The organism is Kitasatospora sp. NPDC058048 (assembly GCF_042885555.1).
GTDB lineage: Bacteria > Actinomycetota > Actinomycetes > Streptomycetales > Streptomycetaceae > Kitasatospora > Kitasatospora lactacystinica.
On the sequence record NZ_JBHVRT010000007.1, the window covers coordinates 188,831 to 203,721 of the forward strand.

Annotated in this window: 10 protein-coding genes; 8 read left to right on the forward strand and 2 right to left on the reverse strand. The window is 74.0% G+C overall.

The annotated features are described in order from the left end of the window. The first annotated feature begins 4 nt into the window (after nt 1-4). Genes ACFVVA_RS10075 through ACFVVA_RS10095 form a run of 5 tightly spaced genes read left to right on the forward strand, consistent with a single transcriptional unit; the run spans nt 5 to nt 9,807 of the window. The gene (locus ACFVVA_RS10075; RefSeq protein WP_387687675.1) at nt 5-6,358 is read left to right on the forward strand and encodes a type I polyketide synthase; all 6,354 of its coding nucleotides are present in this window, start codon (nt 5-7) and stop codon (nt 6,356-6,358) included. Between the two features lie 17 nt (nt 6,359-6,375). Further along, nucleotides 6,376-7,245 (forward strand): 3-hydroxyacyl-CoA dehydrogenase family protein, encoded by an 870-nt coding sequence (locus ACFVVA_RS10080; RefSeq protein ID WP_380542649.1) that lies wholly within the window; start codon nt 6,376-6,378, stop codon nt 7,243-7,245. Nucleotides 7,246-7,280: 35 nt separating this feature from the next. After that, nucleotides 7,281-7,562 (forward strand): acyl carrier protein, encoded by a 282-nt coding sequence (locus ACFVVA_RS10085; RefSeq protein ID WP_359897831.1) that lies wholly within the window; start codon nt 7,281-7,283, stop codon nt 7,560-7,562. Continuing rightward, on the forward strand, nt 7,555-8,670 hold the full coding sequence (locus tag ACFVVA_RS10090) for an acyl-CoA dehydrogenase family protein (protein WP_387687678.1): 1,116 nt from the start codon (nt 7,555-7,557) through the stop codon (nt 8,668-8,670). Before ACFVVA_RS10085 ends, ACFVVA_RS10090 begins: the two co-directional genes overlap by 8 nt. 36 nt (nt 8,671-8,706) lie before the next feature. Further along, on the forward strand, nt 8,707-9,807 hold the full coding sequence (locus ACFVVA_RS10095; RefSeq protein WP_387687681.1) for an HAD-IIIC family phosphatase: 1,101 nt from the start codon (nt 8,707-8,709) through the stop codon (nt 9,805-9,807). 62 nt (nt 9,808-9,869) lie between these two features. On the opposite strand, the gene ACFVVA_RS10100 is transcribed toward ACFVVA_RS10095, so the two are convergent. After that, nucleotides 9,870-10,532, reverse strand: coding sequence for a class I SAM-dependent methyltransferase (locus ACFVVA_RS10100; RefSeq protein ID WP_387687683.1), 663 nt, complete (start codon nt 10,530-10,532; stop codon nt 9,870-9,872). A gap of 109 nt (nt 10,533-10,641) precedes the next feature. After that, nucleotides 10,642-12,525, reverse strand: coding sequence for a BTAD domain-containing putative transcriptional regulator (locus ACFVVA_RS10105; protein ID WP_387687685.1), 1,884 nt, complete (start codon nt 12,523-12,525; stop codon nt 10,642-10,644). A 706-nt stretch (nt 12,526-13,231) separates the two neighbouring features. On the opposite strand from ACFVVA_RS10105, the gene ACFVVA_RS10110 reads away from it, so the two are divergent. The 3 genes from ACFVVA_RS10110 (at nt 13,232) to ACFVVA_RS10120 (ending at nt 14,772) form a co-directional block, all read left to right on the forward strand. Further along, nucleotides 13,232-13,993, forward strand: a complete 762-nt coding sequence (locus ACFVVA_RS10110; protein ID WP_387687687.1) for a thioesterase II family protein — start codon at nt 13,232-13,234, stop codon at nt 13,991-13,993. A 33-nt stretch (nt 13,994-14,026) separates the two neighbouring features. Continuing rightward, complete coding sequence (locus ACFVVA_RS10115; RefSeq protein WP_387687690.1) at nt 14,027-14,374, forward strand: helix-turn-helix transcriptional regulator; 348 nt, start codon at nt 14,027-14,029, stop codon at nt 14,372-14,374. A 272-nt stretch (nt 14,375-14,646) separates the two neighbouring features. Continuing rightward, nucleotides 14,647-14,772 carry a hypothetical protein gene (locus ACFVVA_RS10120; RefSeq protein ID WP_387687693.1) on the forward strand — a complete coding sequence of 42 codons (126 nt, stop codon included), beginning with the start codon at nt 14,647-14,649 and terminating at the stop codon, nt 14,770-14,772. Nucleotides 14,773-14,891: the final 119 nt, after the last annotated feature.

A 14,891-nucleotide genomic window follows, 5' to 3' on the forward strand; every position in this document is an offset into this window, starting at 1 on the left:
CCCCATGCCCACCGACACGGACCAGGTGGTCGCCGCCCTGCGCGCCTCGCTGGTGGACAACCAGCGCCTGCGGCAGGAGAACCGACGGCTCCGCGACGACTCCGCCGAGCCCATCGCCATCGTGGCGATGAGCTGCCGCTACCCCGGCGGCGTACGCACCCCGGAAGACCTGTGGGAGCTGCTGGTCAAGGAACGCGACGCGGTCTCGCCGTTCCCCACCGACCGCGGCTGGGACGTCGAGGGCGGCTTCGACGCCGACCCCGACGCCCCCGGCACCTTCTACGTCAGGGAAGGCGGCTTCCTCCACGACGCGACCGGCTTCGACCCCGGCTTCTTCGGCATCTCGCCGCGCGAGGCCCTGGCCATGGACCCGCAGCAGCGGCTGCTGCTGGAAGCGTCCTGGGAAGCGGTGGAACGCGCGGGCATCGACCCGGCGACCCTGCGCGGCAGCCGCACCGGCGTCTACACCGGAGTGATCTACAGCGAATACGGGTCCCGGCTCGGCCGGGTGCCCGACGAAGTGGAAGGCTTCCTCGGCACCGGCACCATCCCCAGCGTCGCCTCCGGCCGGATCGCCTACACCCTGGGCCTGGAAGGCCCGGCGGTCACCCTGGACACCGCCTGCTCGTCCTCCCTGGTCGCCGTCCACCTCGCCTGCCAGGGGCTGCGCTCCGGCGACACCACCCTCGCCCTGGCCGGTGGGGTGACCGTGATGTCCACCCCCGGCCTGTACGTCGGATTCAGCCGCCAGCGCGGCCTGGCACCCGACGGACGCAGCAAGTCCTTCTCGTCCGCGGCGGACGGAGCCGGGTTCGGGGAGGGCCTGGGCCTGCTCCTGCTGGAACGGCTCTCGGACGCCCGGCGCGCGGGGCACCCCGTCCTGGCCGTCATCCGCGGCTCGGCCGTCAACCAGGACGGCGCCAGCAACGGGCTGACCGCCCCGAACGGGCCCGCGCAGCAGCGCGTCATCAACGGGGCGCTCGCCCGTGCCGGACTCGACCCGTCCGAGGTCGACATGGTGGAGGCGCACGGCACCGGCACCGTCCTCGGCGACCCCATCGAGGCGCAGGCGCTCATGGCCACGTACGGGCAGGACCGGCCCGCCGGGCGGCCGTTGCGGCTGGGCTCGCTGAAGTCCAACCTGTCCCACACCCAGGCCGCCGCGGGCGTCGGCGGGGTGATCAAGTCGGTGCTCGCGATGCGGCACGGCGTGATGCCGCGCACCCTGCACGTCGACCGTCCCTCGCCCCAGATCGACTGGACCGAGGGGGCCGTCTCCCTGCTCACCGAGGCCGCCCCCTGGCCGGAGACGGGACGTCCGCGCCGGGCCGGGGTGTCCTCCTTCGGCGCCAGCGGCACCAACGCCCACGTCATCCTCGAACAGGCCCCGGCCGACCCGGCAGCCTCCGACGGGCCCGCCACGCCGGAACCGGTGCCCGCCGCCGTCCCCTGGATCCTGTCGGCGCGTACTCCGGATGCGCTGCGCGCCCAGGCGACGGCGCTGTACGAGCGGGTGGTGGCGGAACCGGGCCTGAGCGTGACGGACGTCGGCCACTCGCTGGCGGCGGGGCGTTCGCGGTTCGCGGAGCGCGCGGTGGTGGTGGGGGCGGACCGGGGCGAACTGCTGGCCGGTGTCGCCGCCCTGTCGCGGGGCGTGCGTGCGGCGGGCGTGACCGTCGGCAGCGGGCTGCCCCCGGGCCGTTCGGTGCTGGTGTTCCCGGGTCAGGGTTCGCAGTGGGTGGGGATGGCCGCGGAGCTGCTGGCCGAATCGGCTGTGTTCGCGGAACGGATGGCCGAGTGCGAGCGGGCTCTGGCGCCTTACGTGGACTGGTCGTTGGCGGAGGCGCTGGGTTCGGAGGCCCTGCTGGCGCGGGTGGACGTGGTGCAGCCGGTGCTCTGGTCGGTGATGGTGTCGCTGGCGGAGGTGTGGCGCGCGTTCGGCGTCGTTCCGGACGCGGTGGTGGGCCACTCCCAGGGCGAGATCGCCGCCGCGGTGGTGGCGGGTGGTCTGAGCCTGGAGGACGGGGCGCGGGTGGTCGCGTTGCGTTCCCGTGCCGTGGGTGCTCTGGCGGGCCGTGGCGGGATGGCGTCGGTGCCCCTGCCGGTGGACGTGGCACGGGAGCGCATCGCCCCGTGGGCGGGCCGGCTCTCGGTGGCGGCGGTGAACGGCCCGTCGTCGGTGGCGGTGTCGGGCGACGCCGACGCGGTCACGGCCCTGGTGGAGGAACTCCTGGAGGAAGGGGTGTGGGCGACTCGCATCGAAACCGACTTCGCGTCGCACTCCTCGCACGTGGAGGAGATCCGCGAGCGCCTGCTCTCCGACCTGGACGGGATCACCCCCCTCGCGGGTGCGGTGCCGTACTACTCCAGCGCGACCGGCGGCCTGCTGGACACGAAGTCCCTGGGCGCCGAGTACTGGTACCGCAACATCCGGCAGACCGTCGAGTTCGAGCGGGCGACCCGCTCGCTCCTCGCGGCCGGGCACCGCGTCTTCATCGAGTCCGGCCCCCAGCCCGCCCTGATGTACGCGATCGAGGACACGGCCGCCGACGCGGGCGCCCCGGAGACGCTGGTGCTCGACACCCTGCGGCGCGGGGCCGGAGGGCTCCGCCGACTCCAGCTCGCGCTCGCCGAGGCACACGTCCGGGGCCTGCGCGTCGACTGGGAGCGACTCTTCGCGGGAACCGGTGCCCAGCGGGTGGACCTGCCCACCTACGCCTTCCAACGACGCCGCTACTGGCTGGACGCCCTGCCGGCCGACCGGGACCAGGCGGCCACCGGCCAGTCCGCCGCGGACCACCCGCTGCTCGGCGCCGCGGTCGAACTGCCCGACGACGCGGGCACCCTCTTCACCGGCCGGCTCTCCTCGGCCACCCAACCCTGGCTCGCCGACCACGCCGTGGCCGGAGCCGTGATCCTGCCCGGCGCGGCCCTCGTGGAGCTGGCCGCGCACGTGGGCCGCCGCTTCGGCTGCGCCCTCGTGGAGGAGCTGACCCTCGCCGCCCCGCTGCTGCTGCCCGACGATCAGGCCGTGCAACTGCGCGTACGGGTGGGCGCCGAAGACGGCACGGGACGGCGCCCGGTGGAGTTCCACTCCCGGCCCGAGGCCGCCCCCGGCTCCGCCGACCGGCCCTGGACCCGGCACGCGACCGGCGCGGTCGGACCCCGGGACCCCTCGGCCGACCGGGACGACACGACCGAACCGGCCGGCACCTGGCCCCCGCCCGACGCGGTCCCCCTCGACGTGGACGAACTGTACGGGCTGCTCGAAACCCGGGGCGTCGCCTACGGCCCGGCGTTCCGGGGCCTGCGCGCCGCATGGCGCACCGCGGAGGCGATCCACGCCGAAGTGGCCCTGCCCGACGGCCTCCCCGCCGGCGGAGCGGGCGGCTTCGGCGTGCACCCGGCCCTCCTGGACGCGGCCCTCCAGACGACCGGTCTGCGCGAAGGCGCCGCGACCGCGGAGCCCGCCGACGGCGTCCCCCTGCCGTTCTCCTGGCAGCGCGTCGCGATCGAAACCTCCGACGCGCCGGTCCTGCGCGTCCGGCTGCGCCCCGACGGCCCGGACGCCGTCACCGCGCGGATCACCGATCCCTCGGGGCGCACGGTGGCGACGGTCGGCTCGCTCACCCTGCGCACGGCGTCCACCGCCGCACTGCGGGCGTCCTCCGGCTCCGTCTTCCACGTCGGCTGGACGCCGGTCACGGCCGGGCCCGGCCCGCGCCCGGTCACCCGCTGGGGCCTCCTCGGCCCGCGGGACGAGCGGCTGCTGCCGGCCGCCTTCCCCACCGAACCCCCGTCCGCGACACCCGACGCGATGCTGCTGACCTGCCCCCCGTCCGCCGACACCGTGACCGCGGACGCCCCCGCCCGGGACGCGGACCCCGCGGCGGTGCACGCGGTCGCGTCCGGGGTCCTGGACCGCGTCCAGGCCCACCTGGCCGACGACACCACGGCCCGGACACCCCTGGTGGTGCTCACCCGGGGTGCGACCGGCCCGTTCGGCGCGCAGTCGCAGTCGCAGTCGCAGTCGCAGTCGCAGTCGCAGCCGCAGCCGGCGGACCTCGGCGCGGCGGCCGTGTGGGGCATGCTCAGGGCCGCTCAGCTCGAACACCCCGACCGGTTCGTGCTGCTGGACGTCGAAGGGCCGGAGCCGGACGGTCTCGGCGACGCGCTCGCCGACCTGCTCGCCACGGGCGAACCACAGGCGGCCCTGCGCGGCGGCATCCTGTACGCGCCCCGACTGGTACGGCCGCCGGCCGGCACCGCCACCACGGCCACCGCCCCCGCCACCGCCCCCGCGACCGGCTCCCGGCCGGTCGGCGCGTTCGGGCCGGCCGAGGGGACGGTCCTGCTGAGCGGCGGCGGAGCTCTCGCGGCCGTCCTGGCGCGCCATCTGGTCGCCGCGCACGGGGTACGCCACCTCCTCGTGCTGAGCCGCCGCGGCGCCGGCGCCCCCGGCATGCCGGAGCTGACGGCGGAGCTGGCCGAGGCCGGAGCCGAACTGACCGCCCTCGGCTGTGATGTGTCGGACCGTCAGGCTCTGGCCGCCGCCCTGGCAGGCATCCCCGAACGCCATCCGCTGTGCGCCGTGGTCCACACCGCCGGAGTGCTCGACGACGGTCTGCTGGACGGGCTGACGGGGGAGCGGATGACCGCCGTCCTGCGGCCCAAGCTCGACTCCGCCCACCACCTCGACCGGCTGACGCGCGGAGCGGACCTCGCCGCGTTCGTCGTCTTCTCCTCCGCCGCGGGCGTGCTGGGCAGCCCCGGCCAGGCGTCCTACTCGGCCGCCAACGCCGCGCTCGACGCCCTCGCCGCGGAACGCCGACGGCTCGGGCTCCCCGGCCTGTCCCTCGCCTGGGGGCCCTGGGAGCGGGTGAGCGGAATGACGGCGGAGCTCGGCGGCGCCGAACGGCAGCGCATCGACCGGCGCGGCGCCCGCGGACTCTCCGACCAGGAGGCCATGGCCCTGCTGGACACCGTGAGCGCCCCGGACGCCGCCCCGCCGGGAGACGGGAGCCCCGTCGTCCTGGCCCACCTCGACCTCACCGTGCGCGGCGACGGCCCGGTGCACCCGATGCTGCGCTCCCTGGTCCGGCGCAGCCCGACCGCGACGACCGGGGCGAAGGGGACGCCGACCGCCGCCGCAGCGCTGCGGCACCGGCTCGACGCCGCCGCCGACGAACAGGGACGCGAGCTGGTCCTGCGCGAACTCGTCCTCGCCGAGGCCGCCGAAGTCCTCGGCCACACCGACTCCGGGGCGCTGTCCGCGACGGTGCCCTTCCTCTCCGTCGGATTCGACTCGTTGACCGCGGTCGAACTCCGCAACCGGCTGGCCGCCGCCACCGGACTGCGGCTACGGCCCTCCGCCGTCTTCGACAGCGGCACCCCCGCCGCGCTCGCGGCGCGCCTCGCGGCCGAGGCCCGGGCGGAGGACACCCCCCGGCCCGGAACGGCACCCGCAGCCGGAACCGGAGCAGCCGCGCCCGACGCCGACACCGCCGACACCGACCCGGTCAGCGTGCTGTTCCGCCAGGCCTGCGCACTCGGCCGGATCGACGAGGGCATCGCCCTGCTCAAGAACGCCTCCGCCCTGCGCCCGGCCTTCCACAGCGGCAGTGACCTCGCGGCCACCGGCACCGGCCCGCGGCTGCTGCGCCTGAACGAGCGCGCCGACGCCCCCGTACTCGTCTGCTTCGGCTCCATCGTCGCGCTCGGCGGCGCCCATCAGTACGCCCGCTTCGCCGCCCGCTTCCGGGACCGCTACGCCGTCGCCGCCCTCGACGCCCCCGGATTCGTCCCCGAGGAGGAACTGCCCGCCGACATGTCGGCCCTGCTGGACTTCCAGGCGACGACACTGCTCCGGGAACTGCCCGGACGGACGCTCGTGCTGGCCGGCTCCTCCTCCGGCGGCACGCTCGCCCACGGCGTGGCCGCCGCGCTGGAACAGCGCGGCGAGGGCCCGGCGGCCGTGGTGCTCCTGGACACCTACCTCTCCGACAACCAGGGCATCACCCAGTTCAACGACGTCCTGCTGGGCGGCATGTTCGCCCGCGAGGACCGGGCGGCCCCGATGGACGGGGCCCGGCTGACCGCGATGGGCGGCTACTTCCGTCTGCTCGACGACTGGAAGCCCCCGGCGGTCCGCGCCCCGCTGCTGCTGGTCCGCGCCTCCACCCCGCTCGGCCGCCCGTCCGCCGAAGCCGGCGACTGGCGCTCGACCTGGGCCGGCGCCGACACCGTCGTCGACGTCCCCGGAGACCACTTCTCGATCATGGAACAGCATGTCGCGACCACCGGCGACGCCGTCGCCGACTGGCTCGACAGCACCCTCCGCACCCCCGGTGCCCGGTGAAAACGAAGGAGAACCCGTTGACCACAGCCCCGTACGACGATTCCCCCCCGCGACAGGCCCTCACCGTGCTGGGAGCCGGGGTGATGGGCGTCGGAATCACCGTCCTCGCCCTCGGACACGGCCTGCCGGTCCACCTGGTCGACATCGACCGGGAACGGCTCGACCGGGCCGCGGACCTGATCGACGGCGAACTCCGGCTGGCCGAACTGATGGGTGCCCTGCCCGACGGGACGCCCCTCGGCGCCCTGGCCACCGGCACCTCGCTCAAGGCCGCCGCCGGAGCCACCGCCGTCGTCGAGGCGGTCACCGAGAACGCCGCGATCAAGGCCGCCGTCCTGTCCGAGGTCTCCGGACTGGTCCGGCCCGGAACCCTGCTGATCACCAACACCTCCTCCATCCCCGTCGACGAACTGGCCGGGGCCCTGGAACGGCCGGAGGAACTGGTCGGCACCCACTTCATGAACCCGCCCTACCTGATCGGAACCACCGAAGTGGTCCGCGGCGCCAGGACCGGGGACGCCGCGATGGCCGCCGTGGCGGCCCTGCTCACGGCGCTGCGGCGGCGGGCGGTGGTCGTCCGGGACGCACCCGGCTTCGTGACCAGCCGCATCCTGCACCCGATGATCAACGACGCGGCCCGGGTCGTGGGCGAGGGCACGGCGAGCGCCGAGGACGTCGACGCCCTGATGCAGGGCTGCCTGGGACACCCCACCGGCCCGCTGCGCACCGCGGACCTGATCGGCATCGACAACCTCGTCGACTCCCTCACCGTGCTCCACGAACGGACCGGCGACGACGGCTGCCGCCCCACCGAACTGCTGCTCCGGCTGGTCCGCGAGGGCCGGCTGGGCCGCAAGTCCGGGCGCGGCTTCTACGACTACACCTGATCACCCCGACCGATCACCCCGAAGAGGAGACGGCCATGACCGCAGCGAACACGCCCAACACCCACGACCTGGAGAAGGAACTGCTGGGATTCCTGGAAGGACGCACCGGAACCGCCTGGGACGCCGACACCGACCTGTTCGGCGCCGGCGGCCTGTCGTCCCTCTTCGCCATGCAGGTGGTGGTGCACCTGGAGAAGACCTACGCCATCGCCGTCCGCGGCGCGGACCTGCGGCTGGACAACTTCCGCACCGTACGGCGGATGGCGGAGCTGGTGGACCGCCTCCGGGTGCCCGCCGCCGGGGGCCAGCATGGGTGAGGACCTGAGCAGCGCGATGACCTCCGTCACCCTGCGGGTCGGCGACCTGGCGGGGGAGTGGGACCGGACCGGCCTCATCCCGCCGGACCTGCTCCGCGAACTGGGCGCCGAGGGCCGACTGTGCGCCGAAGTCCCGGAGCAGTACGGCGGCTGGGGGCTCGGCAGCATGCACAGCGGCGCGTACACCGCCCACGTGGGAGGCCTGTGCAGCTCGCTGCGCAGCGTGATGACCTCCCAGGGCATGGCGGCCTGGACCATCCAGCGCCTGGGCACCGCCGAGCAGGCGGCCGCCCACCTTCCCCGGCTGACCGGCGGCGCACTGGCGGCGGTCGGCTTCAGCGAGCCCGGCGCCGGCAGCGACCTCGCGGCGATGACGACGACCGTCCGCCGCGACGGTGACGCGGTCGTCGTCGACGGACACAAGAAGTGGGTGACCGCCGCCCACTACGCCGACCTGCTGGTCATCGTCGGCCGCTACGAGGACGGCGCGGCGGCCGTGGTGGTGCCCGCCGACACGCCCGGCGTCCGGATCGAGCGGATCGACGACCCGCTCGGCTGCCGCGCGGCCGGACACGCCGACGTCCACCTCGACGGGGTGCGGCTGCCGGCCGACAGCGTCCTGGGCGGTCACGGACTGCCGCCCGCCCTGCTGGTGACGACCGCGCTGGCCTACGGACGGATGTCCGTCGCCTGGGGGTGCGTGGGCATCCTGCGGGCCTGTCTGGCGGCGGCCACCGCGCACGCCGCCGGACGGGAGCAGTTCGGCAGACCGCTCGCGGAGCACCAGCTCGTCGCCGGACACCTCGCCGACCTCTACACGGCCGAGCAGGTGGCCGCGCGGGTCTGCGAGCACGCCAGCCGCTGCTGGGACGAAGGGTCGCCGGACCAGGTGGTGGCGACCGTACTGGCCAAGCACGTCGCCGCGACCCAGGCCGCCCGGGGCGCGGCGACGGCCGTCCAGGTACTGGCCTCGGCCGGGTCCCGGGACGGGCACGCGGTGGCCCGGGCGTACCGGGACGCCAAGCTGATGGAGATCATCGAGGGCAGCAACGAGCTGTGCCGGCTGATGCTGGCACAGCACGCGCTCTCCGCTCCGGGGGCACCGTGATGCGGGCCCGCAGCCGACGAGACGAGGAAGGACGACATGGCTGATACCGTCAAGTGCCTGGTCTGGGACCTGGACGACACCCTCTGGCAGGGCACCCTGCTGGAGGACGGCGAGGTGCACCTGCCGGACGAGGTGCGCAAGGTGGTGATCGAGCTCGACTCCCGCGGCATCCTCCAGTCCGTCGCCAGCCGCAACGACCACGAGCACGCCTGGGCCCGGTTGGAGGCGTTCGGCCTGGCCGAGTACTTCGTCCTGCCGGAGATCGGGTGGGGCGCCAAGTCCGAGTCGGTGCGCCGGATCGCCGACCGGCTGAACTTCGCGCTCACGGCCATCGCCTTCGTCGACGACCGGCCCGCCGAACGCGCCGAAGTGGCCTTCCACCTGCCCGACGTGCGGTGCTACCCGGCCGAGCAGGTCCTCGCTCTCCCCGAACTCGCCGAGTTCACCCCCGCGACCAGCACCGTCGACTCCCGGCGGCGGCGCCAGATGTACCAGGCGGGCTTCCTCCGCGAGGCCGAGCGGGCGGCCGCGCCCGGCCCCGACGAGGAGTTCCTGCGCTCCCTGGACCTGCGGATGCGCATCGGCCGGGCCACCGGCGAGGAGCTGTCCCGGGTCGAGGAACTCACCCTGCGCACCAGCCAGATGAACGCGACCGGGGTCCACTACCCGGACGCGGTGCTGCGCGGCCTGATCACCGACCCCCGGCACGAGGTCCTGGTGGTCACCCTCACCGACCGGTTCGGCCCGCACGGCGCGGTCGGCGTCCTGCTGCTGGAGCGGCACCCGGGCCTGTGGCACCTCAAGCTGCTCGCCACCTCCTGCCGGGTCGTCGCCTACGGCGCCGGTGCGACCCTGCTGAACTGGCTGGCCGACGCCGCCGCCCGGTCCGGAGTCCATCTGGTCGCGGACTTCCGGGCGACCGAACGCAACCGGATGATGGAGATCGCCTACCGGTTCGCGGGCTTCGAGGGCCTGGACGAAGCCCCGTGCCCGTGCGCCGCCGTCCTCGCGCCGGCTCCGGAGGACACCGGACTCCAGCGCCTGCACCTGGTTCCCGGCCCGCGCGTGGTGTCCACCGTCATGAGCGTGGACGCACCCGACCTGAAGGTGCCGGAAGGGGGCCCGGGAACGTCGTGACCGCCGCGGGGCCCGGCGCTCCCGGGCCGGAGCCCGGTGCGCCGGGCCCCGGCCCGCGGTCCTCAGCGCTTGCGGACGAGTGTGATCCCGTCGGCCATCACCAGCAGCGACAGCTCCACCCGGGGGTCCTCGAGCAGCAGCTGGTTCAGAGCCCGGACCCCGGCGGTCTCCGGGTCCACGGCGGCCGGATCGGCGACCCGGCCGAAGAAGAGGGTGTTGTCGACCACGATCAGACCGCCGGCGCGCAGCAGCGCCAGCGAACTCTCGTAGTAGCGGACGTAGTTGCTCTTGTCCGCGTCGATGAACACCAGGTCGAAGCTCTCCGGCCCGCGCTCCGCCAGCAGCGCGTCCAGGGTCGCGGTGGCATCGCCGATCCGCAGGTCGATCCGCGAGTCGACCCCGTCCCGCTTCCAGAAGTCGGCGCCGATGGCCGGCCACCGGTCGTCGATGTCGCAGGACACCAGCACCCCGTCGGCCGGGAGGGCGCGGGCCATGCACAGGGTGCTGTAGCCGGTGAAGGTGCCGATCTCCAGCACCGCCCGCGCCCCCGTCAACCCGACCAACAGGGCCAGCAGTTGGCCCTCCTCCGCCATCACCTGCATGGCGGTCCCGCCCGGCAGGTCCGCGGTGGCCTCCCGCAGCTCCCTGAGCAGATCGTCGTCACGGAGGGAGACCTCCCGGACGTAGGCGAGCAGGTCGTGGGTGGCTTCTGTCTGGTGGGCCATGGCGCGGAGGTCCTCTCGGAGGAGATCGGATTGAAGGAGATCGGGTCGAAAAGTATCGGGGGAAGGGGGACTGGGCCGCCGGGTGCCCGTCGCCGGGCCGTCGGGACGGTCACCCGGCGCGCATGTACGGGTGACCGTGCTGCCGTACGGCGACCGCCTGCGCCCGCTCGCGGGCGTACGCCCGCAGCAGCGCGTCCAGCCGGTAGCGGCCCCCCGCCGGCGCACCCAGCAGATTCGCCTCGACCAGGGCGTCCAGGGCCTCCTCGGCCTGCGCCTCGGAGCAGCCGAACATCACCGCGACCCTACTGCTGGAGACCGAAGACGCTCCGGCAGTCCCCAGCGCGGTGAACACCTCGGCCGGGTCGACCGCGGCCGGAGCCGTCCGCCGGAGCCCGGCGTGCTCGGCGTCGAGGCAGGGCCGGACACCGAGGTCGCCCGCGCACAGTTCGTCCAGCAGCTGCGGGGCCTCCGTGAGCCGTTGGGCGAAGCGGCCGATGCTCCAGTGCGGGCGCTCCAGCAGCCGGGTCCCCGCGATCCGGATCGCCAGCGGCAGGCCCGCGCAGACCGTCAGCACCGAACGGGCCGACCGCGGTTCGGCACCCACCCTGGCCGGGCCGACGATGCTGCCCAGCAGCTCCAGCGACCCGGCCTCGTCCAGCGGGCCGAGCAGAATGGGGCACGCCCCCTCCAGATCGGCCAGCCGCCGTCGGCTGGTCACCAGCAGCCTGCTGCCCCCGCTACCCGGTATCAGTGGCCGCACCTGCGCGGTGCTGGAGGCGTTGTCGAGTACCACCAGCAGACGGCGGCCCGCGGTGAGCGAGCGGTAGAGGCTCTCCCGTTCCGGCTCCTCCTCGGGTATCTCGTCCCGGGGCACACCGAGGTCCGCCAGGAACCGCGGCAGCACCGCCCGGGCGGTCAGCGGCCGCGCGGCTCCGCCGAGATCCGCGTAGAGCTGGCCGTGCACCGAGGAACCGCGCACGGCGTGCGCCGCTTGCAGGGCCAGCGCGCTCTTGCCGACACCGCCCCGGCCGGTCACCACCGCCGTCGCCACCATGCCCGCGGGCATCGTGCCGGTCGTGAGGAAGTGCTGCAGCCGCGCCAGCGCACCGGAGCGGGCCGACAGCGGCAGCGGCACCGAGGGCAGCTGCGCCGGGCTCGGCCAGCAGGACCATTCCCGGGCAGCGGCCGGCGCCGGCGCGACGGCCGCCTCCGGGGCCTTTTCGGGCTGCTCCAGCGGGTCGGGCGCGCGGGGCCGGTCGTGGGCCGAGAGGATGTGCCGGTGGACCTCGCGCAGATCGGTGCTCGGCTCGGCGCCGAGCTGCTCGACGAGCAGTGCCCGGGTGCGCTGGTAGAGGTCCAGGGCCTCCGACTGCCGTCCCGAGCGGCCCAGCGCCAGCATCAGCTTGCCCACCAGGGCCTCCCGTAAGGGGTGCTTCCGCACCAGCCGTACCAGCTCCGGCACGACCTCGGCGTGCCGCAGCAGCGCCAGCTCCGCGTCGAACCGCAGCTCCAGGGTCTGCAGGCGAAGCTCCTGGAGGTAGCGGCCCTCCACATCGCGCAGCGTCTGCGACGGGATGTCAGCCAGCGGCTCCTCGCGCCACAGGGCGAGCGCCTCGGCCAGCTCGGCGGAGGAACCTTCCAGGTCTCCGCGCTCGGCCAACTCCGCCGCGCGCCGGCGGTGGGCCGTGAACTGCCCGAGATCGCTCTCGTGCTCGCCGAGTTCGAGCACGTAGCCGGGCGCCCGGGTGAGGATCCGGGCGGAGGCGTGCTCGCCCAGCGACTGCCGCAGGCGCATCACATAGGTGCGGACGGTCGCGGCGGCACTCGGCGGCGGGGCGCCGTCCCAGACGTACTCGGCGATCCGGTCGACCGAGATCACCCGGTTGGCGTTGAGGAGGAGCGCTGCCAGGACCACGCGCTGCCTCGGCGCCGACACGTGCACCTCACGCGCGTTCAGCCGGACGGAAAGCGGACCCAGCAACAGGAAGTTCAACGGAGTCCTCTTCATCGCACGACCGGTGGGCAAGACTGCCTCCAGCGTCTTGGGTGGCTGTGTACGGGTCAACGCGGTCCTGTCGTATCTAGATGTATTCCTAGAGTGCGGCTCTTGCGCTCATGTCGGGTTTACGCTGCGCGGCACCATCACGGCGGTCGGGACCAGGCCCGCCCACCACGGCCCACCGGCCGGTGAAACCGATCGCTGCCGCACCGCCGTCGACCGGGGGTGACGCGCGCCGCCGGCGCGGCCTGGAACATCCCCTCCGGCAGCGGACCCTCCGGTTCCGCGTCGATGCCGCGGAGGTCACCGACGGCGTGCAGCCCTGCCATGAGGTGCCCTCGCCTCCTCGGTCGGATCCGCGGTGCGCGGTCCGGCCGGACCGTTGCTGCCGAGTCGGAGCCAGGTAAATCCCACAGGATTGCTCCGCACCGCAACGTTCTCACCATTCACCAGGAGAGATGGCCGGAATTGAACCCGGACAGGAACGGCCGGGCGCGATCAGGCGCGTACTTGCTGACATTCCGAGGGGTATGGCAGGGTGTCATATGCGGTGTCCGTGACTCGCTCGCCGGCCGCCGTCGATCGGGACTCCCCGTATTAGCGCGCACCAGGCAGCCTGCCGGTGCGGATGCTGTCCCACTCGATCACCACACCCCGCCCGTCGGCACTGCGCGGATTTCGAAGGGAATGAAAGGCCGCTATGACCTCCCTCTCTTTGGACAGCGACCTGTGGTGCCGTCGCTTCCACCCCTCGCCCATGGCCACGCGCCGACTGGTCTGCTTTCCGCACGCCGGCGGCTCGGCGAGTTTCTACCTCCCGGTATCCGCCGCACTGTGCGGCCCGGTCGACCTCCTGGCCGTGCAGTACCCCGGCAGGCAGGACCGCCGGAAGGAAGCCGGGGGCCGGGACCTGCACCGCATGGCCGACGAAGTGTCCGAAGCGCTGCGCCGCTGGGACGACCTCCCCCTGACTCTCTTCGGGCACAGCATGGGCGCGCTCGTCGCTTTCGAGGTGGCCCGGCGGATCGAGCGCACGGGCGGCCGGATCGACCACCTCTTCGTCTCCGGCCGCAAGGGGCCGTCCGCGGACCGGCCCGAGCACACCCACCCACTCGACGACGAGGGCATCGTGGCCGAGGCCAAAGCCATGGGCGGCACCGACGCACGGCTCCTGGAGGACGAGGAACTGCTGCAGATGGTGCTGCCCGCGCTGCGCGGCGACTACCAGGCCCTGCGGGCCTACCGGGTCGACCGTGACGCCGCGGTCACCTGCCCGGTCACCGCCGTGGTGGGGGACCAGGACCCCTGGACGCCGGTCCCCGAGGCCGGGCGCTGGCGCGACCGCACGATGGGTGCCTTCGACCTCAAGGTCTTCCCCGGCGGGCACTTCTACCTCAGCAGCCGGGCGAACGAGGTGACCGGCATGCTCCGCGACCACCTCGCCGGCACGCTGCGCACCTGAGAGCACGGACGACAGGGAAGGGGGGACCGAGAAGTGACACTGTCAGCGACCTCTGAGGAGATCAAGCCCGCGCAGCGGCCGGCGCGGTCCGAGTCCGCCGCCCGTCCGGCGGACGGGGGCCCTGCCCGCGGCGCGGGCGTCCGGCGGCTGACCGACGTGGACGTCCGCATCCTGGAAGGCGTCGCGGTCGGCATCTCGACCGCCCGGCTGGCGGCATCGCTCTATCTGAGCCCGCAGGGCATCGAGTACCGCATCGGGCTGATGATGCGCCATTTCCAGGCCGCGAACCGGCCCGCTCTGGTCTCCCGGGCGCACTCCCTCGGAGTGTTGAGCGTCGGGACATGGCCACCTCGCGTTCTCCCGGAATTCCTTGAGTCCTAGAAGAGGGCGGGGCGCACTGTTCCCTGATCTCCCCCCGTGAGTTTCCTGTCGGAGGCGGGTCGAAAAAGTTCATTCCGAAGGCGGGGAATGCACTCCGCCGGTATGCTGGCAGATATTTTCCCAGATCCGGATACCGTATGGATATCGTGCCGCAAGACGGGTTCCCGATCCGGTCGAACGCCGGATTCTGCGGCATTGTGCTGTCGGTCCCACGTCTGCTGCACGACGCCTGGGCCGCACCGCCGTCCCCTCCTTTCACATTGTTCACAGGAGTGGTCACGAGTTCGGGGTACCTGTTCGGCGGCGGCGTCGGGACCGAGCCGCGCGGCCCGGAGCTCCACCGGACCTACGAGGTCGTGCGGGGCCGGCACGAGCAGGGCTCCGGGACACCGGGCTGACGGTCGGAGAGCTCCCGGAGGAAGGCCTCCCGACCGCCCGGGAGGAGCGCCGGAGCCCGGCACCCGGAGGCCCCGACGGAGCGGCTGCCGGCGAGGAACTCCCCGAAACGGCTCTGCCC

Bases quoted from the DNA above. Each gene is read 5' to 3' on its own strand.
- ACFVVA_RS10075 (WP_387687675.1), top strand. From the start codon at position 5: ATGCCCACCGACACGGACCAGGTGGTCGCCGCCCTGCGCGCCTCGCTG.
- ACFVVA_RS10085 (WP_359897831.1), top strand. From the start codon at position 7,281: ATGACCGCAGCGAACACGCCCAACACCCACGACCTGGAGAAGGAACTG.
- ACFVVA_RS10090 (WP_387687678.1), top strand. From the start codon at position 7,555: ATGGGTGAGGACCTGAGCAGCGCGATGACCTCCGTCACCCTGCGGGTC.
- ACFVVA_RS10095 (WP_387687681.1), top strand. From the start codon at position 8,707: ATGGCTGATACCGTCAAGTGCCTGGTCTGGGACCTGGACGACACCCTC.
- ACFVVA_RS10100 (WP_387687683.1), bottom strand. From the start codon at position 10,532: ATGGCCCACCAGACAGAAGCCACCCACGACCTGCTCGCCTACGTCCGG.
- ACFVVA_RS10110 (WP_387687687.1), top strand. From the start codon at position 13,232: ATGACCTCCCTCTCTTTGGACAGCGACCTGTGGTGCCGTCGCTTCCAC.